Here is a 23,411-nt window from a genome sequence, read left to right on the forward strand (position 1 = left end):
GTTCAATCTCTACAAATAAATAAGCTCTGCTGACATTTTATTAACAAAGTCAACAGAGCCTTAATAAGGGCACTACTATAAATTTACAAGGTCTAGCACAATAAAAAAGCGATAAAATTAGAATACCGCTTTATTTTTAAAATACTTAGCAACACCTTTTATCCATGCATTTAACAAAAACAACCATGCGATTGCACTGAAAATCACACCCGCAACGGTCATTCCTGTCACCCACAATGCACTATCCCATGCAAAAAAGAATAATGGAATAAACCATAACGCAGCAAAGCAGACAATCATAGTAAATAGCAGCACGTTACGCATAATCCATAGGGCATGCGCATGAATCCATACTTCAGCATTATCCACAATCGCAACTTTTCGTGCTAACAAGTATGCAAACGCTGCAAACACTATTGTAAATAATGCAAGAAACATGAACACATAAGATATCGCCACATAGCGGCGATGCTGCTCAATATTGTCTTGCCCCATGCTCTAGATCACCTCATTCATCGCATTTTGCCAAACCAATCATGCAATGAAATTCAATTATTTTTTGGTCTTTAAATATAGGTGCTACTATATTGAAATTTTCAATATTTCGCACCTTTATTCACAAAATAATTACGATAGTTGTGTTGTTTTCTTTACTCTAAACCAAGCGGCATAGAGTGCAGGTAAGAAAAATAAGGTCAACAAGGTGGCAACAATCAAGCCTCCCATAATCGCAACAGCCATCGGACCAAAGAAAATACTGCGTGATAATGGAATCATTGCAAGTACTGCGGCAAGTGCGGTTAACACAATTGGACGGAAACGACGCATAGTTGCACCAATCACCGCATCCCATGGCGTATGTCCAGCCTGAATATCTTGTTCAATCTGATCAATCAGAATCAATGAATTCCGCATAATCATTCCAGATAAAGCAATTGTCCCTAACATCGCGACAAAACCAAAAGGCTTGTTAAACAGAAGTAAGAATGCAACAACGCCAATCAATCCCAAAGGTGCTGTCAGTAAAACAATCGTTGCGCGTGACATACTCCGTAATTGAATCATCAGCAAAGTCATCACCACAGCCAAGAATAATGGCATGCCTGCATTCACCGAATTTTGACCTTTTGCAGACTCTTCAACCGTACCACCGACTTCCACTAAGTAACCATTGGGTAAATCAGCACGTAAAGCTTGCATTTTGTCTGCCAATTGCTGAACCACTGTCGCAGGTTGTAAATTGGTTCGAATATCTGCGCGAACTGTAATCGTTGGTAGACGATTACGATGCCAAATCAGACCTTCTTCAAAACGTGACTCAATTTTTGCTATTTGCGCTAGAGGTACAGTGGTTCCTTTGGTGGTTGGCACAGCTAAACTTGCTAACGAAGCCACTTCAACACGTTCTGACTTATCACCACGTAAACGAATTTCAATGAGTTCACGTTTTTCACGATATTGATTCATCACCGCCCCTGTCACAGAAGCGTTTAGGAAGTTAGCCAAATCAACACTGGAAACACCCATCTGACGAGCACGATCTTGGTCAATTTCAATTGCAATAATTTTACTTGGCTCGCCCCAATCTAAATGGACGTTGGTTGTATTGGGATCTTCACTTAAAACTTTAGCTACTTTTTGCGCCCATTGACGTACCGTACTTAAGTCCTCACCTGAAACACGATACTGCAATGGATAACCCACAGGTGGACCATTTTCGAGTAAAGACACACGAGTACGAACCTGTGGCAATAATTGCTTAATCTGCTTGTCTAAAGAGCGACGGATTTCATCACGATCATCAAGAGAAGAAGCCAAGACCACAAATTGAGCAAAACTGGCTTGTGGGAGTTGTTGATCTAAAGGTAAGTAAAAACGTGGTGAACCTGTTCCAACATAAGCGACATAATTATCAATCCCTTTTTGTTTGGATAGGAATTGTTCTACCTTATGTACTGCTTGTTCTGTCGCCGTTAGGGAAGCCCCTTCTTCCAGCTTTAAATCCACTAAAATTTCAGCACGATTCGATGGTGGAAAGAATTGTTGCGGTACCAACTTAAACATCGCAACAGACAACACAAAGATACCAACCGTAATAGCAATTACCGTTTTACGATAGGTAATACAGATTTCGACGATATGCCTGAAGGATTGATAAAACTTGGATTGGTAAGGATCATGATGCTGATTATGGGATTCAACCACGGGTGCAGGTTGCTTGCGTAACCTTGCCCATAAACGTAAATACCATGCCGCTTGTTGATTCTGTTTGGTGAAATCAGGTAATAATTTTTCACCTAAATAAGGAACAAATAAAACAGCAGCAATCCATGAAACGATCAATGCAATCGTCACCACTTGGAAAATAGAACGGGTATATTCACCTGTGCCTGATTGCGCTGTAGCAATGGGAAGGAAACCTGCTGCGGTAATCAGCGTTCCTGTCAACATTGGAAAAGCCGTGGTTTGCCATGCAAAGCCTGCGGCTTTCAGTCGACTGTAACCCTGCTCCATTTTAATCGCCATCATTTCAACAGCGATAATGGCGTCATCGACTAACAAACCCAGTGCAAGAATTAATGCACCCAAAGAAATCTTGTGTAGCCCGACATCAAATAAGCTCATCCCAGCAAAGGTCATTGCTAAAACCAATGGAATCGACAATGCAACAACAAGCCCTGTACGAAAACCGAGTGAGAAGAAACTGACCAATAAAACGATAATGACCGCTTCAGCTAAAACTTTTAAGAACTCTTGAATACTACGTTGTACTGCAACAGGTTGGTCTGAAACTTTTTGCAGTTTCATGCCCAAAGGTAAGCTTTTTTGTAGACTGTTAAATTCGGTTTCTAAATTTTTGCCCAATGCGATAATGTCCCCACCTTTACGCATGGACACCGCAATGCCAATCCCATTCTCACCCATAAAGCGCATACGTGGTTGAGCAGGTTCACTAAAGCCGCGATAGACCTCAGCAACATCACCAAGTTGAATGGTTTTGTCACCCACCAACAACGGCATTTTTTTCAGGTCATCGACACTATGTAAGTGTCCGCTGACTCGGATTTGAATACGGTCTGTACCTGTTTCAAAGAAACCTGCACCTGCCATATCATTTTGCTTCTGAATCGCTTCCTGAATTGCAGTCACGGGGACACCGAGCTGAACAGCTTTGGTATTGGATAATTCGATCCAGATCTTCTGATCTTGTAGACCCACCAAATTAACCTTGCTGACATCTTTGACCCGTTGCAGTTGTAGTTGCAAACGATCGGCATATTCTTTCATTACCGCATAGTCAAAATCTTTGCCCGTCAAAACATAGATATTGCCGAAGGTATCACCAAATTCATCATTAAAAAATGGACCTTGTACACCGCTTGGAAGTTGTGAACGGACATCATTGACCTTTTTGCGTACGTTGTACCAAACATCAGGAATTTGGCTCGATGGCAAACTGTCTTTTGCAACAAAGGTCACCAATGACTCACCTGGACGCGAATACGCCATGATGCGGTCATATTGACCAGTGGTCATCAATTCTTTTTCGATCCGATCTGTGACCAAGGTCGACACTTCTTTAGCAGTTGCCCCTGGCCAATAGGTCTGTACCACCATCACTTTGAAAGTAAAGGGTGGATCTTCACTTTGAGAAAGTTTGGAATAAGACATAATTCCGACAATGCCGAGTAACAGCATAAAATACAGAATAATTCCCTTATTCTTAAGCGCCCATTCTGAAAGGTTAAATTTCATGCTTAACCTCCTGTTTTAACCGTGACTGCGCGATTATCACGATCTACAGGATGAATTTTTTGCTGGTCACGCAATAGATGCACACCACCAACCACAACCCAATCTGAAGTTTTTAGACCTGACAGAATAGGCACACTATCACGCCCGTAAGTGCCCAACGTCACTGGGACTTTACGTAAGGTTTGATTACTATTCACGACCCAGACATAGGCTTGTTGGTTATTGGCAGTGACACTGGATAGAGGCACACTCAATACATTATTTTCATTTGCGACAAAGAATACCCGAGCGCTTTGCCCCAGTTGGATACTCGATTGCCCTTCAAGCAATGAAACTTTCACGGTGAATGTTCGAGATTGGTCTGCAGCGGGAGACACTTCACGGACTTTCGCCGCAAAACGTGCTTCTGGCTGAGACCACAAAGTTACCCAAGCAGGTTGCCCGACTTTAATGGTACTGACAGCCTGCTCCGGTACACCAAAGACCACTTCTCTCTCACCTTCAATTGCGAGTTGATAGGCAGGTTGACCTGCCGCAATCACTTGTCCAATTTCAATTTGACGTTGAGTAATCACACCATTTTTATTCGAAATAAGTTGGTTATAACCGGTTTGATTTGAAGACACTTCATAATTAGAGCGTGCTTGTTGTAAGCCTGCTTGAGCAGATTCGTACTGATTTTTTATCGCATCAAATTGTGAACGACTCACCGCATTGACAGGTAATAACTGTTGATAACGCTGATATTCTTCAGAAGCAATTTTTGCTGCGGCTTCAGCACTTTGCAATTGCGCTTTGGCAGCGTTCATTTGCAATTGTGCATCTTTCACATCTAATTTAGCCAAAACCTGTCCAACTTTGACTCGATCACCCACATCAACATAACGTTCGGTAATTTGTCCTCCGACACGAAATGCCAATGCGGTTTGTTGCTTGGCTTGAACATCACCTGCATAGCTTTTTTGATCAATATGATTACTACTTGGCTGCGTCACCATGACATAAGGTATTTCCTCAGTCTTGGGAACCTCTTTTTGACATGCTGTTAAAGTGACACTGCTGAGTACGAGCAACCCCACAATTACATGATTTAGCAGATTCATCTCTTTTTCGCTCTTATTCAAATTGATTTTTTAAGGCACAATATGAACATTATGATAGATTGTTTATTTTTTAATTAATATACCCACGAGTACACTAATTAAAAATTAAATCTAGCATTTTGATTTTGAATTGAATTAAATGAGACAGCTAACGTGCAAATTCACAGTGGTCGCCCTAAAGATTTAGAAAAAAGAGCCAAAATCTTACAGGCTGCAAAATCTATTTTTTTAAAAATGGGTTACCACGCCACCAATATGAACCAAATTGCAAAAGAAGCAGGCGTGACTAAACTCACGGTTTATAACCACTTTCAAGATAAAGCCAATCTATTTATGTGTGCTATTGAGGAAAGTTGTGAAGAATCGATTCGAGCGAAACAATTTGAACTCACAGCTGAGTCCGATTTTGGGCAAGCACTTTATTTGATGTGTCATCGAGCTTTAAGCATTATTTATTTGCCTGAGGCGTTGAAATTAGATTGTCTCTTGTTTGAACTTGCAGCTGAACAAAGTCCACTTACACAACAATTTTTTGATGCATCGCATACGCGTATGTGTAATGTTTGGTGTGATTTTTTTGAGCAAGCGATCGCATTTAAATTCATTCAAGCCGATGAGCCACTAAGACTAACTGATCTCATCATGTCATTGATGTTAGGAACACGACATCATAAAGTTTTGCTTGGTTTAGATCCCGTTCCAACCACCATGGAAATCGAGCAGATGATTGAACAAGCAATTCAGTTTTTTTTGCTTAAATATCAACCTAAAAATTAGATAAAATTCACATTTATTTACGATCTCCACTTGGATTGTCTTTCAATCGCGCTATAGTCGAAAGAGACCATGAGGAGAGATAGAATGATTCAACAAATCACAGCTCCATTACGTGAAGATGTCCGTTTACTGGGCAATCTACTTGGAGAGACCTTAAAGCAACACGCTGGGCAAGATTTGTTTAATCAAATTGAGCAAATCCGTGCATTAGCCAAAGGCGCTCGTGACGGTCAAATTGAAGCAGAAAAACAGTTAGAACAACTTTTCCTTGGTTTGAAAGATGAAGAAATTTTGCCACTGACTCGTGCATTCTCACATTTTCTCAATTTCGCCAATATCGCAGAACAATATCATGTGGTGCGTAATCGTCGTCAGGCTGAGTTTGACGAACAAGCCCCTAATCCAAATCCTTTGTCACATTTATTTGAAAAATTCAAAACTGAACAGATCAACTCAAAACAATTATTCGAACAAATCTGCGATTTAAAAATTGAATTGGTACTCACAGCGCATCCAACTGAGGTCAGTCGTCGTACCTTGATTCAAAAATATGATGATATTACCGATTGTCTATCTCAACTGGACCAGCAAAAACTAACACCTCGTGAACGCCAACAAACCATCGCCACCCTGAAACAATTGGTCAGTTCAGCTTGGCAGACAGACGAAATTCGCCAACATCGCCCGACCCCTGTCGATGAAGCAAAGTGGGGCTTTGCAACAATTGAACAAACTTTGTGGAATGCCGTACCTAAGTTTATTCGTGAGCTAAATGAACTTACTCAACAGCATTGTGAACAAAACTTACCACTCAATATCGCGCCAATTCGCTTTGCCTCATGGATGGGCGGTGATCGTGATGGCAATCCCAATGTAACTCATCAAGTAACACAAGAAGTATTATGGTTATCACGTTGGCAGGCGGCTGATTTATATCTACGTGATATTGAAAATCTACGCTGGGAATTGTCAATTCAAAGCTGTTCAGATGAACTCACTCAAGCATTAGGTTATGAACACCCTGAACCCTATCGTGAATATTTACGCGAAACCCGTGAACGTTTAAAAGCGACTCGCTATTGTTTAGGCCAACGCTTACAAGGCCATGAAGCTGATGATAGTCAGATCATTCGAAATAAAGATGAATTATTACAGCCCTTATTACTCTGCTATCGCTCCTTAATCGAGAGCAACCTCGCTGAAATTGCCAACGGGCAATTGCTTGATTTTATATACCGAATCAATTGTTTTGGAATTGAGTTACTCAAACTCGATATTCGCCAAGAATCAGGTCGACATCGTCAAGCCATTTCAGCGATTACTGAATATCTAGGTCTAGGCAATTTTGAATCATGGACTGAACAGGCTCGTCAAAACTTCCTTATTCAGGAACTACAAAGTAAACGCCCTTTACTCCCTAAATATTTTAATGAACCCGAAGGCAGTTTGATTCAACATCCTGATGTGCTTGAAGTCTTTGCAACCATGCGCACTTTGGCTGAACAACCAGCTGAGAGCTTGGGTGCCTATATTATTTCGATGGCAGAATATCCAAGCGACGTCTTAGCTGTTTTACTCTTACAAAAAGAAGCTGGCATCCAACACCCTCTTCGAGTGGTGCCCTTATTTGAAACCTTAAAAGATCTTGATGGTGCAGCCAAAACCATGAATACCTTATTCAATATGCATTGGTATAAACAGCATATTCAGGGTAAACATGAAGTGATGATCGGCTATTCAGACTCGGCAAAGGACGCGGGCTTTATGTCTGCGAACTGGGCACAATATCGTGCGCAAGAAGAACTCACCGCTGTCGCTCGACAACATGGGGTGCAATTGACTCTATTTCATGGTCGTGGCGGTTCAATCAGTCGTGGCGGTGCACCAACACAACAAGCATTGTTCTCACAGCCACCAGGTTCAATCTCTGGAGCAATTCGTGTCACTGAACAGGGTGAAATGATTCGCTTTAAATTTGGTTTAGAAGGCATCGCGCTACAAAATTTGGAAATCTATACAGCCGCAACATTAGAAGCAACACTATTACCACCGCCAGAGCCAAAGAAAGAATGGCGAGACTTAATGAATCAAATGACTGATTTATCGGTACAGGTTTATCGACAAACTGTGCGTGAAAATCCGAATTTTGTCAGTTATCTACGCACGGTCACGCCTGAGTTAGAATTACAAATGCTACCGCTTGGTTCACGCCCAGCCAAACGAAAAGTAAGTGGTGGCATAGAATCTCTTCGAGCGATTCCTTGGGTATTTGCATGGACACAAATCCGCTTAATGCTGCCCGCTTGGTTGGGTACAGGCACAGCGATCAATCAGGTACATGAACAACACAAAAACACCTTAAATGAAATGCTTGAACAGTGGCCGTATTTCCAAACTTTAATTGATATGTTGGAAATGGTTTTATCCAAATCTGATGCAGATATTGCGCTCTATTACGAGTCTCACCTGACACAAGACCAAGACTTAAAAAACTTGGGGGTTGAATTACGCCAACGCCTACAAAATGCTGTAGATACCTTGCTCAGTCTTAAAGGTGAGTCTAAGCTTTTAAGTAATAATGAAGTGCTTGATCAATCTATGCAGGTGCGTAAACCATATTTATTGCCTTTACATTTACTGCAAGCAGAGTTAATGAAACGTCGTCGTCTGTATTTATCGGAACATCAAACTGAGCATAGCCCTGTCGATCATGCCTTAATGGTCAGTATTGCAGGCATTGCGGCAGGTTTGCGCAATACCGGCTAAATAAAGACCTTGCCATCAACATAAATCAAACATGTTGATGGCAAGATTGGCAAAATATTCCATTTTTAGAAAAAAAATTTAGAAAATTTTTTTAAATATTAGGCGTAGGTTTTTTAAATTAGGCGAATAAAATAAATAATAAATACGATAGTTTATTTTTAAATATATTTTACCAAAAGGTAAAAATACAGACATAAAAAACATGATCTGGCAATATTCTCAATGACTTATAGGTGAAAGCTCGTTTTAAGACAGGGTATCATACCCGCTGATATCACATAATGAGTCTCATCTATGTCAAATTGGTTTCCAAAATGGCAGCCGTATCAGGGAAAGATTGATCATCGCCCTGTCGCGACAAATGAATATTTACCGCCCTTACAAAGTGCGGTATTAGGGGTACAACACGCATTTGCAATGTTTGGTGCAACTGTTCTTGCACCCCTTCTGATGGGCTTTAGCCCAAACCTTGCCATCTTAATGTCAGGGATTTGTACTATTATTTTCTTCTTGATCACGGGTGGTCGTGTTCCAAGTTATTTAGGCTCAAGCTTTGCATTTATTGGTGTCGTTGCAGCCGCAACTGGTCATATTACTGGGTCAGGAGCCAATCCAAACCTTGCAGTTGCGCTTGGTGGAATTGTTGCCTGTGGTATTTTTTATGCCTTGATCGGTTTTGCAGTCATGCTCACAGGTACACGTTGGATTGAGAAACTCATGCCACCTGTTGTCACAGGCGCTGTGGTGATGATTATTGGTCTCAACCTTGCACCTGTCACCATTAAAGGCGTTGCTGGACAGCCTTTTGAAATGTGGATGGCACTCATCACTGTATTAAGCATGGGCATTATTGCGGTATTTACCAAGGGCTTATTACAACGTTTATTACTGTTAGTGGGTTTATTGATTGCTTATGCCGTATATGTGGTTGCAACAAATATTCTAGGATTTGGTAAACCGATTGATTTCTCCCAAATCGCAGCAGCACCATGGTTTGGTATCCCAACTTTTTCACACCCAACTTTTGATTTAAATGCAATTTTAATTATTGCTCCCGTTGCATTGATTTTAGTCGCTGAAAATCTAGGTCACATCAAAGCAGTCGGTTCAATGACAGGCGAAGATCTTACACCTCAACTGGGTAAAGCTTTTGTTGCGGATGGTTTGGCCACAACGTTATCGGGTAGTGTTGGCGCACCGGGTATGACCACCTATGGTGAAAATATTGGTGTGATGGCAGTAACTCGTGTTTATTCTACGATTGTGTTTGTAATCGCTGGCGTATTCGCAATTTTCTTGGGGCTGTCTCCTAAATTTGGCGCAGTGATTAGTACTATCCCGACAGCAGTCCTCACGGGTGCTTCGATCGTAGTATTTGGTTTAATTACCATTGCGGGTGCGAAAATCTGGATCGAAAATAAAGTCGATTTTTCTAATAATAAAAACCTTATTGTTGCATCTGTCACTATTATTTTAGGTGCAGGTAACTTTGAATTACTGTTTGGTAGCTTTAATTTAGGGGGAATTGGAACCGCAACTTTTGCTGCGATTTTCCTGAACCTGTTATTCAGTTTAAAAGATAAAAATTAGAAAATTGAAGGCAGCTGAGGCTGCCTTTTTTACACCACAATAATATCCTATCTTTATTTAGCGCCTTTTTAGTATGATGGATTTTTATATTTCAATACGTTGCCATCATGCGTTTTGATTTTTTTGATTTACAATTATTCCTGCATATTGTCAGTACAGGCAGCTTCACCAAAGGGGCAGAACGTTCTGCGATTTCACTGCAAGCAGCCAGCGAACGGATTAAAAAACTCGAACAATATTTCGATACCCCGCTCTTTCTTCGCCACACCTCTGGGGTTGAACTTACGACGGCTGGACATGCTTTGTCTGAACATGCACAGCATTTGATTGGACAAAAAAATCAACTCGAACACGAGATGCAACGCTTTAGGCAACAACAGCCTGAATCTTTAACTCTGTGGTGCAATTCTTCGGCACAAAGTGAATATCTACCACCGCTATTACCACAATATTTGATGCGTCATGCAGAAATGAATATTGATCTGCACGAAGCAGAAAGTTCTGAAATCGTCACTGCACTAAGTAAAGGGACTGCCAAACTTGGATTAATTTCTAGCTTTTTTGATACTCAACATTTACAGACACAGGAATTTGCCAGCGATCCTCTGGTTCTAATCTGCCCTGAGGCTCATGCTTTAGCTCAGCATACGTCGTTAAATCTAGTAGAAGCACTGAATTATGGCTTTATTGGATTGATGTCACATCATTCTTTGCAGCAATCCATCGAAACTCAAGCCAAATTACTTGGTTTTAATATCCAATACCGTTTGCGTTTGCCTAATTTCGCTGCCATTGCAGAGGTGGTCGCTAAAGGCGTCGGCATCGCGATTATACCTGCGCGTGCTGCACAACGCTTACAACCCGATTATCATTTCCATATGGTTCAATTATTAGGTGCATGGGCCAATCGAAAGCTACTATTAGCAACACAAGATTTCAGTCAACTGCCCGAAAATTATCAGCAATTTTCTGAGTTTCTGTTACAGCATCGTCCTTAGTTCACAGCAAGATTAATGCGATAGCATATATCCGCCTAACGCCACCAAACCGATAAAAAATAAACGGCGGAAACGTTGTTCATTCAGTTGATAGCGAATTTTTTTACCCAGCCACATCCCAACCAAAGCTGCGACCAAGGCCACAACCGACAGACGATAATCCAGTGTGATTCCCTGCATCGGGTTATGCTGTAGAAATACGGCCAAGCAAATGGTGGACACGGTAAAGGTCAATCCTAAAGCCTGAACCAGCTCATCACGTTTCAGATGCAAAGACTGCAAATAAGGTACGACAGGAATAATCACTACACCTGTTGCGACAGTCACCGCCCCGCCGATATATCCAACCAAGGGAGATAACCAACGTTCATGTGCTGCCAAATGAGGTAGATTTTTGACACATAGACCATACAGGCCATAGAGCACCAACATGCTGCCCAATAAAATTTCACTGGTCTTGCCATGACTCTGGCTTAAGGTCGGTAAGAAACTCCAGATCGAACCCACCACGATTCCAACCAGTAAAGTCCAGAAGCGGCGGATAAATAACCACACCCGACCTTCTGCAAACAACTGCCAAATATTGGTGATCATGGATGGAACGATCAGCAGTGATGCTGCCTGAAATGGACTCATTGCAATCGTCAGCAGCCCCATCGAAACAGCAGGTAAACCTAAGCCGATCATGCCCTTAATCATGCCGGCAAAGACAAATACCATTACAATAATTGCTAAAAAAGTCACGCCCGATCTCCGATGTTGCATCGGAGTTATGCTACGAAAAAAGCGCAGCTTGCCCTATTCTTATTTTTGGGAGTAGGCCTCAGGCAGAGCTTGAGGCAGTTCTATATTTATCTTCCAAAACATTGCTGATAATACTTTCAATCATCCAGACCCGATACAGGCTGTTAAACACATAACTTTGCCCGTCAATACGCAATTCTAGGACTGGAAAATCAGGCTGATGCTTTTGCTGACACAGTTCATCGTTCTGCTTCAGTAAAGCTTCGACATCCTGTTCAGTGATGTGCTCGATCTCTAAACGCTTTTGCATGCGCTGAAAATGGGCTTTAAATGACAAGTCTTTACCCCGTGTCCACACCCCTTCAAAAATCTGGTGGATGCAATCGACTTGCTGTTCTTCAGGCACACTATAAAACAGTCGGGCCATCTCATACGTCGCTTCCTTGGTCGGACGGCAGAACGGCGTAAATGCCACTTGGGTACGCTTGGACACACGAGTCGCCAAGCTCCAGTCAAACCAATCTCGCCCATGATAGCTCAGCGGATAAACGCTCAATTGAATATTATAATAATTGGCCAGTTCTTCTTTGATATAGGCCAATAATAGCCAACTCATAGGGTCTTCAAGCGCAATATACAGATCTAATTCTGGATGTAAGCTTTGGACTTCTGTCAGTGACTCACCGTCATTAATGAGATGCTCACGCCATTCAATATGATTAATCAGAAAAATTGGATTTCCGGTGAGTAATTTTTGTTGTTTCAAACGGCGTGTAAGGCGTAATAAATCATCAACGGCCTGATATTTACGCTCACCAAATTCGAAGTAACTGGCTGCAACAGGCACATCTTTAAAAATACGTTCAGGATAATCTTGAGGTGTTTGATGCTGACTTGCCATCGCATAAAGAGTACGTAATTTCCCATATTGTTGTTGCCATAACATGTGGAATACATCTTCGAGTAAATGTAAAAAATTTTGTTCTCTCAGAGGAGTATTTTTTAGAATTATTTCTGCTTGTTGTAATGCTTCTGGACTAGGTATTTCAGGGGTTTCATCGAAACCAAACCGATGTTGTTTGGCGAGAATTTTAGCATCATTTAAACAATAACTCTGCCAATCTTGTTCTGACATACCATTAGGAGGCTCAGCACCCTGTCTTGAAATAATCACTTTTAAAGGTTTTAGTTCATCACTCAAAATTTCATTGAGCTGATCAAGCTGTTGTACTGCAAGATAGCTATAAACATCGTCTAAACGCAGGTAAATACTTAAACCCTGTTCCGTGGGCAACACCGCCTGACGAGAAGGTTTTTGATAGAACCAACTCGATCGGATGGGATCAAACCAACGACGTAACAAAGACATGTCGATCGCCTCTAATGATTATAAAGTGATGAATGGATAAGCTTTCTCTAACTTGGATTCAAACAAGTGAGCAAATAAGTATAATGAGTATCTTATAAAATCAGAAAAAAGTCCCTCTTTATCGTAATAAAGAGGGATGATAAACATTGTCTCTTAGCAATAGTTTACAGAACGCGTACAGCACCTTTCGCAGCACTGGTTGAATGCAAAGCATAAATTTTCAAAGATTTTGAAACTTTACGCTTACGCTCTTCCGCTGGATGCCAACCTTTGGCTTCTTGAGCTGTACGGCGATGTGCCATGGTTGCATCATCAACATCAAGGTGAATGGTACGATTCGGAATATCAATTTGGATAGTATCACCATCTTCAACCAGACCAATTGCACCACCTTCCGCTGCTTCTGGAGACACGTGACCAATTGATAAACCTGAAGAACCACCAGAGAAGCGACCATCAGTAATCAACGCACAGTCCTTACCCAAACCTTTTGACTTCAAGTAACTGGTTGGGTACAACATTTCCTGCATGCCTGGACCACCACGTGGGCCTTCATAACGAATGACAACGATGTCACCTGCAACGATCTTATGATCTAAAATCGCTTCAACCGCTGAATCTTGGCTTTCAAAAACACGCGCTGTACCCGTGAATTTAAGAATCGATTCATCCACACCCGCAGTTTTGACGATACAGCCATCTAAAGCGATGTTGCCGTAAAGGACTGCCAAGCCACCGTCTTTAGAGAAGGCATGTTCAGCATTACGGATCACACCTTTCTCACGGTCACCATCCAAAGTTGAATAATAACGGTTTTGTGAAAATGCCACTTGAGTTGGAACACCACCCGGTGATGAGCGATAGAACTCATAAACATCTGCATCTTCAGTGCGGATAATATCCCACTTGTCTAAGGCATCTTTGAGAGTAGGTTCATGTACCGTTGGGCAAGAGGTGTTCAGTAAGTTAGCACGATCGAGTTCACCCAAGATCGCCATGATACCCCCAGCACGGTGTACATCTTCCATATGCACATCCGACTTTGCAGGTGCAACTTTAGACAATACAGGTACTTTACGAGATAAATTGTCGATATCATCCATAGTGAAATCAACTTCTGCTTCATGTGCAGCAGCAAGCAAATGCAATACGGTATTGGTAGAACCACCCATTGCAATATCCAAAGTCATCGCATTTTCAAATGCTGCTTTGGTTGCAATTGAACGTGGCAGAATGCTGTCGTCATTTTGTTCATAATAACGCTTCGCAAGTTCAACTACTAAACGACCTGCTTTTAGGAATAGTTTTTCGCGGTTAGCGTGAGTTGCAACAATAGAACCATTACCCGGCAATGATAAACCCAAAGCTTCAGTTAAACAGTTCATTGAGTTTGCAGTAAACATACCTGAACATGAACCACAAGTCGGACATGCCGAACGCTCAAATGCTGCAACTTCTTCATCGGTATAACTTTCATCTGCTGCAACGACCATGGCATCAACTAGGTCGATTGCCTTTTCATCACCACGGAATTTGACTTTACCCGCTTCCATAGGACCGCCAGATACGAACACCACTGGGATATTCAAGCGCATTGCAGCCATCAGCATTCCCGGTGTGATCTTGTCACAGTTAGAGATACATACCATTGCATCGGCACAATGTGCATTCACCATGTATTCTACAGAATCGGCAATTAAATCACGTGATGGTAGTGAATACAGCATCCCGTCATGACCCATGGCAATCCCGTCATCAACGGCAATGGTATTAAATTCTTTTGCGACACCACCAGAAGCTTCAATTTCTCGTGCAACCAGTTGCCCTAAATCTTTAAGATGCACATGTCCAGGAACAAATTGGGTAAATGAATTGACCACCGCAATAATTGGTTTGCCAAAATCTTCATCTTTCATACCTGTCGCACGCCATAAACCGCGCGCGCCAGCCATATTTCTTCCATGTGTTGATGTTTTCGAACGATAATCAGGCATTTTTGATTCCCAACAAGTTTGTGCTCGAGAAGAATGGGACATTCTCTCTGGCGAAATGATACTGAGCTTTTTCCATCATACTACAAGTCATCGTTTAACAGATGACCTACTTAGAGAACTTTTTCAGCTCTTTTTTACATCATTCAGCCTCACAAGCTTCTGATCTGATCAAAAATTCTGGAATTTTCCGCTAAATACAATCATCAAGCTAAGTTGATACATAAAGTTCCAATACTCGGGTAATGATGGTTGCTAGGATCAAAATGAAACTAATTCTACTGCCTAATATGAGCTCTTTACTGTTCATATACTCACCTATTTTTATTATTGAATGACCATAGCTTTGGTTGATCAAGGTTTAGGTATGATGTTAACGAGACATCGCTTATCATCATTCCTTTTTTGCTTTATATAATCATTCGAGCTCCTAAAAACTCACCGCCCAAATGATTAAAGATGCTCAAATTAGATTACATGTAAAAATGTTTGACTTGCACATTTTTATGTATAATCTGCGTATCCTTTCTCATTTGGGATTGATCTTTTCCGTTTAGGACTTTGATATAATCAACATAGATTGATTTATTTTGAAGAGCTGACCGTTGAAAATCATTTTTGCTGGTACACCTGAATTTGCAGCAACTGCATTAGCGGCATTATTAAAAACATCACACCAAATTATTGCTGTTTATACCCAGCCTGACCGTAAATCAGGACGTGGACAAAAATTAACACCATCGCCTGTTAAACAATTGGCACTTGAACACGGTTTACCCGTTTACCAACCTTTGAATTTTAAAGCGTCTACCGAAGAAGGATTGGCAGCTCGACAACAACTTGCTGCTCTAGGCGCTGATGTGATGGTGGTTGCAGCCTATGGTTTAATCTTACCGCAAGCGGTTTTAGATACCCCTAAATATGGTTGTTTAAATATCCATGGTTCGCTATTACCTCGCTGGCGTGGTGCTGCGCCAATTCAACGTGCAATCGCGACAGGCGATGCTGAAACAGGCATTACCATTATGCAAATGGCGGCAGGTTTAGATACGGGCGATATGATGTATAAAACCTATTGCCCAATTACTGCGGAAGATACATCTGCTAGCTTGCATGACAAATTGGCGCTTCAAGGTGCAGAAGCGATTTGTACCGTACTCGAATCTGAACAAAGCTTGCAGGATTTTATCGAAAAACGTGAAGTACAAGATGAAGCACTCACCGTCTATGCACACAAATTGGTTAAAGCAGAAGCTCGGATTGATTGGAGTGTGAATGCTAGTCAGATAGACCGTAATATTCGTGCTTTTAATCCTTGGCCAGTGTCGTTTTGTGAGCTAGACGGACAAGTGTTACGTGTTTGGGCTGCAAAACTTACGATTACTGAGTTTAGTAACAAAGTCGCAGGTGAAATTGTTACTGTAGACAATCATGGTGTGATGGTGGTTTGTGGGGATGGACGGACGTTACTATTAACTAGTGTGCAATGGCCAGGGGGTAAGGCACTCAATAGTGTACAAATGTTACAAACCCAAAAATTACAAGTAGGGCAAATACTGCTATGAGCCAATCGAATCAATCATCTGCAAAAAATTTGAACCTGCGTGCGCAAGTGATCAAAACACTTTTGGCTGTTCAAAATGGGCAATCTTTGGCTTCTGTTTTAAATCAACATATCAATATTGTTTCTGAACGTGACCGTGGTTTATATCATGAGCTTACTTTAGGTTGTTTACGTCAGTGGTACTCTTTAAAAGCAATTACCTTACCATTGCTCACAAAACCATTGGACAATGAAGCACTAGAAAGTTGTTTATATCTTGGTTTATATCAAATTTTATGTACCCGTATTCCTGTACATGCTGCGATTTCAGAAACCGTAAATGCTGCTAAGCAACTCGGTTTCGAGCCAATGAGTGGTTTGGTCAATGCGATTCTACGCCGTGTTTCACGTGAAACAGATGAATTTCAAACCGCTTTGAATAATACGCATGGTTTACCAAGTTGGTTATTCAAACGACTCAAAAAAGATTGGCCTGAGCAAGCAGAGTCTCTATGCCAAGCCTTAAAACAAGTCGCGCCACTGACCCTGCGCGTCAATGAACGTCAAGTCAGTCGTAACGAATATTTAGAGATTTTGGACGAAGAGCAAATTGATGCTCGTCCTTGCCTGCTTTCAAATGTGGGTATTGTTTTGGAGCAAACGGGCAATATTACCCATTTACCAGGTTTTGAAGAAGGTGGTTTTTCTGTTCAGGATGAACATGCACAACTGTGCGCGATGCTTTTACCCAACTTAGATGACCAAGTGGTTGTCGATGCATGTGCTGCACCAGGGGGTAAAACTGCACATATTCTGGAGCGCTTTAACCCGAAAAAACTGATTGCACTCGATCATGATGCAAAACGTTTATTACGTGTTTCTGAAAATTTAGAACGTCTTGCCCTAGATCAACCTAATGTTGAGATTATTACCGCAGATGCCACCACTTGGCAGGCACAGGAACTAATTGATTGTATCGTGTTGGATGCGCCTTGTTCTGCAACAGGTGTGATTCGTCGCCACCCTGATATTCGTCTGCTCAGACAGTCGACCGATATCGCGCAGACTGTTGCCTTACAGAAACAGATTTTGCAGCAGATGTGGCAACAACTTAAAGTCGGTGGCACTTTACTGTATATCACCTGCTCGATTCTCAAAACTGAAAATGAGCAGCAAATGGCGGCATTCTTTGCAGAACATGCCAATGCAGGAGAAATCAAAATCAATGCAGATTGGGGTATTGAACAGACTTATGGTCGTCAATTATTACCTTCTGGACAATCTGGCGATGGTTTCTATTATTGCCGAATTAAAAAATTGGCATAATCAAAATAAAAAAGCAGGCTTCAAAGCCTGCTTTTTTTGAATCTATTTTAAAGCGTATGATGATCTTTGACTTCTTCTAGAACGTCATCTAACTCTTCTGGATGTTTCATTAAGTGCAGAATCGACAAAGCCAATCCACCCCATAAAAATACCATTGAAATGATCATCATCACGATTGCTGAAGTATTCATAACTGCGCTCCTAACGATCTTTCATTTTGCTGAGTATAACTGCAACGACAGCACAGAAAATCACACTGCCCCACCCAAAGATACCTTGCAAGCTCATGCTATACGTATCGTAACCATTTTTGACCAAGTTAAACACAGTCATGCTCAATGTGGTTAATAAGATCAGAGAAGTGATTACAGTTAAAGTGAAATCCCAACCTTTACCCAATTGAATCGTCGAAATACGGTTCACATGATCACGAAGTTCGATTAAAGCTGAACGCTTAAACCAAGCCACACTGATGATTGATAATAATGCACCACCAATAATCCCGATGTTATTGATAAAGTGATCCACAATATCAACCAGTTTAATCGCATTTACGCTTGAAAATAAGATGACTGAAACGAATGCGCTACCACCACCAATGATGGTTACTGCTTTCTTACGACTCCATTTTAACTTATCTTGCATCGCTGCAATTGGTACTTCCAAGATACTGACCATGGAAGAAATACCAGCGACAAAAAGCGAAGAGAAGAACAATAGACCAAATAAATCTGCACCTGCACCCAAGCTTGAAATGATTTTTGGAAAGGCAATAAATGCTAGACCAATACCACCACTGACAACATCATGTACTTCTTTACCCGCCGCATGAGCCATAAAACCCAATGCTGCAAAAATACCAATACCTGCCAATATCTCAGTTGAAGCATTGGCAAAACCAACGATCAAACCCGAACCTGTTAAATTGGTTTTCGGCTTTAAGTAAGAGGAGTATGTCACCATGATCCCGAAGCCAACAGATAATGAGAAGAAAGTGTGCCCATAAGCAGCTAACCACACTTTATAGTCCATCATCGCAGACCAGTTCGGAGTGAAGAATGCATTTAAGCCTTCAGCTGCACCAGGTAAACGTAATGATTGAATTACCAGAACTGTGAACAGGACGAATAACAAAGGCATGAAAATCTTATTTGATAATTCAACACCTTTTTTAACACCACCATACAAAATCACTAAGGTCAGTGCCCAAATCCCAACAATTGGCCAAAATAAATGGCTGACAAACTGCAAATCAAAGCCAGTGGCTTTCGAGGTCTGTAAGTACGTATTAAAGAAGAAACTTTCTGGGTCACTGCCCCACGCCTGACCAATCGAGAAATACACATAACTTCCCGCCCACGTCAGTACGCTGGCATAGTACAAACCAATAATGATACAGACACAGACTTGCCACCAACCTAGTGTTTCACCACCTTTAAATAAAGCACGATATGCTTTAGGGGGTGAGCCTGTACTACGATGTCCAGTCGCATAATCTAAAAATAAAAGAGGTAAACCAGCTGTAATCAGTGCGAGTAAATAGGGGATAAGAAACGCACCACCACCATTTTCATAGGCAACATAAGGAAAGCGCCAAATATTACCTAAACCTACAGCCGAACCAACGGCTGCAATAATAAAACCAGATCGTGATGTCCAGTTTTCACGAGAATCTGCCATATGACACCTAAATATATACCGCTGGCATTTTTCATACTGCGTTAGGTTTTATTATCCAACAGACATGAAAAGTGCCATAAAAAATCTTGTTTTGCTTGCATGAAATTTCAACCTTGTGGGCCTCTCATTTTCATGAACAAACAAGCAAAAACCAAACCATCTTCCTTAAAGATTGGATTTTGTTTTTCTGCTTTTTAATAGCCGAACAATACCTGTTTTTATTTCTTTTTACTGTAATTTCTGTCTGAAAAATTATGTTTTTTAAATAACTGATTATTTTTCAACTGAATGAAATTTTGACCTTACAGTCAATTTATAAAATCAAGTATATAAACTAATCAAGCGAAGCCAGAACTCCGCTTGAACTTCTATTTTATTGTTTAATTGCGAGCAAGCGTTCTTCTTGCATATCGCGAATCGCTGAGTGAATTCCTTCGCGACCTAATCCAGAATCCTTCACGCCACCATAAGGCATGTTATCGACACGGAATGTAGGCACATCATTAATGATGACTCCACCAACATGCAAATTATCCCATGCATACAGCATTTTATTCAGATTTTGCGTATATACCCCTGCCTGTAAACCAAAACGACTTTGATTAATTGTGTTAATACCCTGCTCAAACTCTTTAAATTTTTCTAAAATAGCAATCGGGCCAAATGCTTCATCCTTATAGATTTCTAGCTTGGCATCAACATTCTCAAGTAAGGTCGGTTCAAATAATACGCCTTGTAAATGTCCTCCTGTCAAAACCTTTGCCCCTTTCTTCTCGGCTTTATCAATCCATTTTTTTAGGCGAACAGCTTCAGCTTCCTTAATCATCGGCCCTACCAATGTGGTATTTAGCTTTGGATCATCTACTTTAATTTTTTTCAGTTTAGCAATCAGTTTCTTTTTCACTTCCACATAAAGATCAGCATGAACTAAAATCCGTTGTACACTGATACAGACTTGCCCTGCATGCCCATAAGCGGCACTGATCAAACGATCAATCAGCGCCTCATCAATCACGGTATCTGCATCGATCAGAACCGCAGCGTTCCCACCCAGTTCCAAAGTAACTTTCTTGCGCCCTGCACGTGCTTTCATGTCCCAACCAACCTGATCTGACCCCGTAAAGCTGAGTAATTTAAAGCGATCATCTGTTACCAAAATATCCGCTGCTTGGCGATCACAAGGCAACACTGACCATGAGCCTTTTGGTAAATCAGTTTCCGCCAAAACCTTGGCAATCATTAATGCACTGATCGGTGTCAAACTCGCAGGCTTCAATACAAATGGACAACCTGCTGCAATTGCAGGTGCGATCTTGTGTGCCACCAGATTTAAAGGAAAATTAAATGGGCTAATCAGCGAAACTGCACCAATTGGCACATGCTTAACCATACCTCGAAAACGATCAGCCACAGGAGTTACTGCCAAAGGCAACATTCGACCATCATCAAGTTGTGTGACCGCATCTGCAGCCAATTGGAAAGTATTTATCAGACGTTCCACTTCTGCACTTGCTGCACCTCGCGGCTTACCCCCTTCAACAATCAATATTTCTGTCAATTCTTCACGTAATTCATTAAAACGTTTAACACAATGTAATAGAACTTTTTGTTTTTCAAATGGCTTAAGAGTCGCCATATCTACCTCAGCTTTAACTGAAGCAGAAATTGCTTTTTCCAACACTTTTTCATCTGCTAGCGCAACTCGAGCATAGACCGTATTACTATATTTATCATGAACTTCTAACCATTGACCTGTCGTTACTGCTTTCCCTGCAACATACAAAGGATAATCCACAACATTTTGTGCATCGGTCATTATTCTTCATCCCATTATTAAAATTTAAAATTAGACTACTGTATATTTTCAAATATCACTATATGATTCGCCCAATCACTGATGAATTCACAACAATTCATTACGGTTTTTGATATGAATTAGGACAATCGAATGAAAATATTAAAAATATCAATGCTTGCTATAGGGACAAGTCTGTGTGGTCTAGCACAAGCAGATATGATTGGTGTAAAAGGCGATCTCAGCTACTGGAATTACAACGGTGAAGCCAATATGGCTGCACAAACATCTGCACCAGATCAAGACCTTGATCGTAAGGGATCTGCACAGGTTTCGCTTGCATTTGAGCACCCGATTCCACTGATTCCAAATGCAAAAATTCGCTATGTGAATTTAAAATCACAAACTGAAAATGAAGTTGCAGGTCAGCCAGTTTATGACTTGAACATAGACCATACCGATTTCATTTTATATTATGAAATCTTGGATAACATCGTAAATGCAGATGTTGGTTTAGGCGCAACCAGTTTAAATGGTGATGTTAAAACACTCGGTTTAAGCAAAACAGACATCGATAAAACTGTTCCTGTGATCTATGGATCAGCAGGTGTAAAATTACCATTTACAGGCTTGAGTGCTAAAGCTGAATTGTTATATAGCAACATCAATGATACCAAAATTACTGACGCACAAGCCGAATTACAATATAACTTTATTGATAATCTGTTGGTCGATGTTGGCTTAAAAGCTGGCTACCGTATCTTAGACATTAAATTAGATGATTACGAAAAAAACGATCTTAAATTTAATTTTAAAGGTCCTTATATCGGTTTAGATGTTCATTTCTAAATCCACATGAAGTTAAAAAACGGAATCATAAGATTCCGTTTTTTATTATTTATGATTACATCACTCAAAATTACTGTAAGCCAAAACGCACAAAAATGGCAGCCATTGGCTAATATACCGAACTCAACTTTACGCCTATCATACAAAACATAGAGAGATAGGAAGTCTCATTGAAAATAACAAGATACGCAGGAAGCGGTCGTTCATAAGGAATATAAACGACATAAACTGAATATTAGGAAGCCCCGTCAGGATGATGGGGCTTCTTTTTATCTAATGACCCTTATCAACAATTTAAAGGCTTTTTAGATAGGCAATCACTTCTCTATGCTCTGCCATTTCTGCAAGCTGTAGCGCAGTATATTCGCCTTTATAAGCAACATTTGCACCTTTACTCACAAGTAGCTTCACCACAGTTAAATTGTCATTCTCAGCAGCTGCTTGTAATGCACTATAGCCTTCGTCATCAGTTTGGTTTGGGTCTACGCCCTCTGCCAATAATTGCTCGACTTGTTCTATATCACCGAGTGATGCCCAATAGACAAGCTCAGGAAGATGGAGTTCATCATTATCTTCAGGGAGAGAGGAGAAAGAGTTGAGTTTCATTAATATTTTCCTAAAACCATAACAGAAATAAAAGAAAACTATTTTTCATTATACTAATAATAGAAGCTTAAGATGAATATCCCCAACGATGTCCAATAGGTAAACAATCCATACATAATTCTTTACCCTCATACGAGCCACCATCCCAAATAATAAAATTATAGTCAGTATCCAAATCTATCCATAAGTCCTCTTTATTAAATCGCATTGGGTTCTTATCCCGATTTAACATTAAGTGATTACATTGTTCACATTTTTGTACTGACATCTGTTGAGCAGTAATAAATCTTGTATCATCACAAATATATCGAAGATCATACTTTTCTAGTAATATCCTCAACTCTTCATCAAATGCAGCTATTTTTTCATCAAAAATATTATCTTTAGCCTCTTGTGAGGTTGTTTCAAAATAACTATATAAACGTTTTATAGCAAATTGTTTCATTATTTCTCCTGCTAAATCCTTATTATTTTTATAATATCATTTTTCACTGACGATAAAAAACACCCCCTCTGCG

General features: G+C 40.7%; 18 protein-coding genes. 7 read left to right on the forward strand and 11 right to left on the reverse strand.

Features of this window, described 5'->3' with window-relative positions; genetic code table 11:
• Positions 1–117 precede the first annotated feature (117 nt).
• The 3 genes from AAV96_RS14965 to AAV96_RS14975 all read right to left on the reverse strand — a co-directional run bounded on the left by AAV96_RS14965 (position 118) and on the right by AAV96_RS14975 (position 4,859).
• Complete coding sequence (locus AAV96_RS14965) at positions 118–495, reverse strand: hypothetical protein (protein ID WP_005219113.1); 378 nt, start codon at positions 493–495, stop codon at positions 118–120.
• Between the two features lie 132 nt (positions 496–627).
• Positions 628–3,756, reverse strand: coding sequence for an efflux RND transporter permease subunit (locus AAV96_RS14970; RefSeq protein WP_046739876.1), 3,129 nt, complete (start codon positions 3,754–3,756; stop codon positions 628–630).
• 2 nt (positions 3,757–3,758) lie between these two features.
• Complete coding sequence (locus AAV96_RS14975) at positions 3,759–4,859, reverse strand: efflux RND transporter periplasmic adaptor subunit (RefSeq protein ID WP_046739877.1); 1,101 nt, start codon at positions 4,857–4,859, stop codon at positions 3,759–3,761.
• 153 nt (positions 4,860–5,012) lie between these two features.
• On the opposite strand from AAV96_RS14975, the gene AAV96_RS14980 reads away from it, so the two are divergent.
• The 4 genes from AAV96_RS14980 to AAV96_RS14995 all read left to right on the forward strand — a co-directional run bounded on the left by AAV96_RS14980 (position 5,013) and on the right by AAV96_RS14995 (position 10,990).
• Entirely contained in the window at positions 5,013–5,636 is a 624-nt protein-coding gene (locus AAV96_RS14980) for a TetR/AcrR family transcriptional regulator (RefSeq protein ID WP_005219100.1), read from the forward strand.
• An 84-nt stretch (positions 5,637–5,720) separates the two neighbouring features.
• Positions 5,721–8,402, forward strand: a complete 2,682-nt coding sequence (gene ppc, locus AAV96_RS14985) for a phosphoenolpyruvate carboxylase (RefSeq protein ID WP_046739878.1) — start codon at positions 5,721–5,723, stop codon at positions 8,400–8,402.
• A gap of 294 nt (positions 8,403–8,696) precedes the next feature.
• Positions 8,697–9,992, forward strand: coding sequence for a solute carrier family 23 protein (locus tag AAV96_RS14990; RefSeq protein WP_005219095.1), 1,296 nt, complete (start codon positions 8,697–8,699; stop codon positions 9,990–9,992).
• A gap of 107 nt (positions 9,993–10,099) precedes the next feature.
• The gene (locus tag AAV96_RS14995; protein WP_046739879.1) at positions 10,100–10,990 is read left to right on the forward strand and encodes a LysR family transcriptional regulator; all 891 of its coding nucleotides are present in this window, start codon (positions 10,100–10,102) and stop codon (positions 10,988–10,990) included.
• Between the two features lie 12 nt (positions 10,991–11,002).
• Here the strand turns inward: AAV96_RS14995 and AAV96_RS15000 are convergent, their stop codons facing one another.
• The 3 genes from AAV96_RS15000 to ilvD all read right to left on the reverse strand — a co-directional run bounded on the left by AAV96_RS15000 (position 11,003) and on the right by ilvD (position 15,097).
• Complete coding sequence (locus AAV96_RS15000; protein WP_046739892.1) at positions 11,003–11,734, reverse strand: sulfite exporter TauE/SafE family protein; 732 nt, start codon at positions 11,732–11,734, stop codon at positions 11,003–11,005.
• Between the two features lie 79 nt (positions 11,735–11,813).
• Positions 11,814–13,103 carry a hypothetical protein gene (locus AAV96_RS15005; RefSeq protein ID WP_046739880.1) on the reverse strand — a complete coding sequence of 430 codons (1,290 nt, stop codon included), beginning with the start codon at positions 13,101–13,103 and terminating at the stop codon, positions 11,814–11,816.
• Positions 13,104–13,267: 164 nt separating this feature from the next.
• Positions 13,268–15,097 carry a dihydroxy-acid dehydratase gene (gene ilvD / locus AAV96_RS15010; RefSeq protein WP_005219091.1) on the reverse strand — a complete coding sequence of 610 codons (1,830 nt, stop codon included), beginning with the start codon at positions 15,095–15,097 and terminating at the stop codon, positions 13,268–13,270.
• A 602-nt stretch (positions 15,098–15,699) separates the two neighbouring features.
• Here ilvD and fmt point away from each other — a divergent pair.
• On the forward strand, positions 15,700–16,659 hold the full coding sequence (gene fmt / locus AAV96_RS15015; protein WP_046739881.1) for a methionyl-tRNA formyltransferase: 960 nt from the start codon (positions 15,700–15,702) through the stop codon (positions 16,657–16,659).
• Positions 16,656–17,963, forward strand: a complete 1,308-nt coding sequence (gene rsmB / locus AAV96_RS15020; RefSeq protein ID WP_046739882.1) for a 16S rRNA (cytosine(967)-C(5))-methyltransferase RsmB — start codon at positions 16,656–16,658, stop codon at positions 17,961–17,963. Before fmt ends, rsmB begins: the two co-directional genes overlap by 4 nt.
• Before the next feature lie 47 nt (positions 17,964–18,010).
• Here the strand turns inward: rsmB and AAV96_RS18035 are convergent, their stop codons facing one another.
• From AAV96_RS18035 to AAV96_RS15030, 3 genes are all read right to left on the reverse strand, one after another.
• Positions 18,011–18,154, reverse strand: a complete 144-nt coding sequence (locus AAV96_RS18035) for a methionine/alanine import family NSS transporter small subunit (protein WP_004659683.1) — start codon at positions 18,152–18,154, stop codon at positions 18,011–18,013.
• A gap of 10 nt (positions 18,155–18,164) precedes the next feature.
• A complete protein-coding gene (locus AAV96_RS15025; RefSeq protein WP_004659682.1) occupies positions 18,165–19,643 on the reverse strand; it encodes a sodium-dependent transporter in 1,479 nt (492 codons plus the stop codon).
• Positions 19,644–20,016: 373 nt separating this feature from the next.
• The gene (locus AAV96_RS15030; protein WP_046739883.1) at positions 20,017–21,459 is read right to left on the reverse strand and encodes an aldehyde dehydrogenase family protein; all 1,443 of its coding nucleotides are present in this window, start codon (positions 21,457–21,459) and stop codon (positions 20,017–20,019) included.
• Positions 21,460–21,591: 132 nt separating this feature from the next.
• On the opposite strand from AAV96_RS15030, the gene AAV96_RS15035 reads away from it, so the two are divergent.
• Positions 21,592–22,287: a TIGR04219 family outer membrane beta-barrel protein gene (locus AAV96_RS15035; protein ID WP_046739884.1), complete on the forward strand. Its 696-nt coding sequence runs from the start codon at positions 21,592–21,594 to the stop codon at positions 22,285–22,287.
• A gap of 294 nt (positions 22,288–22,581) precedes the next feature.
• Here AAV96_RS15035 and AAV96_RS15040 read toward each other — a convergent pair whose 3' ends face one another.
• Both AAV96_RS15040 and AAV96_RS15045 read right to left on the reverse strand, forming a co-directional pair.
• Positions 22,582–22,893: an ankyrin repeat domain-containing protein gene (locus AAV96_RS15040; protein ID WP_046739885.1), complete on the reverse strand. Its 312-nt coding sequence runs from the start codon at positions 22,891–22,893 to the stop codon at positions 22,582–22,584.
• 67 nt (positions 22,894–22,960) lie between these two features.
• Positions 22,961–23,338, reverse strand: a complete 378-nt coding sequence (locus AAV96_RS15045) for a hypothetical protein (protein WP_046739886.1) — start codon at positions 23,336–23,338, stop codon at positions 22,961–22,963.
• Positions 23,339–23,411: the final 73 nt, after the last annotated feature.

The sequence above is a fragment of the Acinetobacter sp. AG1 genome, from assembly GCF_001005525.1.
Lineage (GTDB): Bacteria > Pseudomonadota > Gammaproteobacteria > Pseudomonadales > Moraxellaceae > Acinetobacter > Acinetobacter modestus.

Coding starts and splice junctions, on each gene's coding strand:
- AAV96_RS14965 (WP_005219113.1), bottom strand. CDS start 495: ATGGGGCAAGACAATATTGAGCAGCATCGCCGCTATGTGGCGATATCT.
- AAV96_RS14970 (WP_046739876.1), bottom strand. CDS start 3,756: ATGAAATTTAACCTTTCAGAATGGGCGCTTAAGAATAAGGGAATTATT.
- AAV96_RS14975 (WP_046739877.1), bottom strand. CDS start 4,859: ATGAATCTGCTAAATCATGTAATTGTGGGGTTGCTCGTACTCAGCAGT.
- ppc (WP_046739878.1), top strand. CDS start 5,721: ATGATTCAACAAATCACAGCTCCATTACGTGAAGATGTCCGTTTACTG.
- AAV96_RS14990 (WP_005219095.1), top strand. CDS start 8,697: ATGTCAAATTGGTTTCCAAAATGGCAGCCGTATCAGGGAAAGATTGAT.
- AAV96_RS14995 (WP_046739879.1), top strand. CDS start 10,100: ATGCGTTTTGATTTTTTTGATTTACAATTATTCCTGCATATTGTCAGT.
- AAV96_RS15005 (WP_046739880.1), bottom strand. CDS start 13,103: ATGTCTTTGTTACGTCGTTGGTTTGATCCCATCCGATCGAGTTGGTTC.
- ilvD (WP_005219091.1), bottom strand. CDS start 15,097: ATGCCTGATTATCGTTCGAAAACATCAACACATGGAAGAAATATGGCT.
- rsmB (WP_046739882.1), top strand. CDS start 16,656: ATGAGCCAATCGAATCAATCATCTGCAAAAAATTTGAACCTGCGTGCG.
- AAV96_RS18035 (WP_004659683.1), bottom strand. CDS start 18,154: ATGAATACTTCAGCAATCGTGATGATGATCATTTCAATGGTATTTTTA.
- AAV96_RS15025 (WP_004659682.1), bottom strand. CDS start 19,643: ATGGCAGATTCTCGTGAAAACTGGACATCACGATCTGGTTTTATTATT.
- AAV96_RS15030 (WP_046739883.1), bottom strand. CDS start 21,459: ATGACCGATGCACAAAATGTTGTGGATTATCCTTTGTATGTTGCAGGG.
- AAV96_RS15035 (WP_046739884.1), top strand. CDS start 21,592: ATGAAAATATTAAAAATATCAATGCTTGCTATAGGGACAAGTCTGTGT.
- AAV96_RS15040 (WP_046739885.1), bottom strand. CDS start 22,893: ATGAAACTCAACTCTTTCTCCTCTCTCCCTGAAGATAATGATGAACTC.
- AAV96_RS15045 (WP_046739886.1), bottom strand. CDS start 23,338: ATGAAACAATTTGCTATAAAACGTTTATATAGTTATTTTGAAACAACC.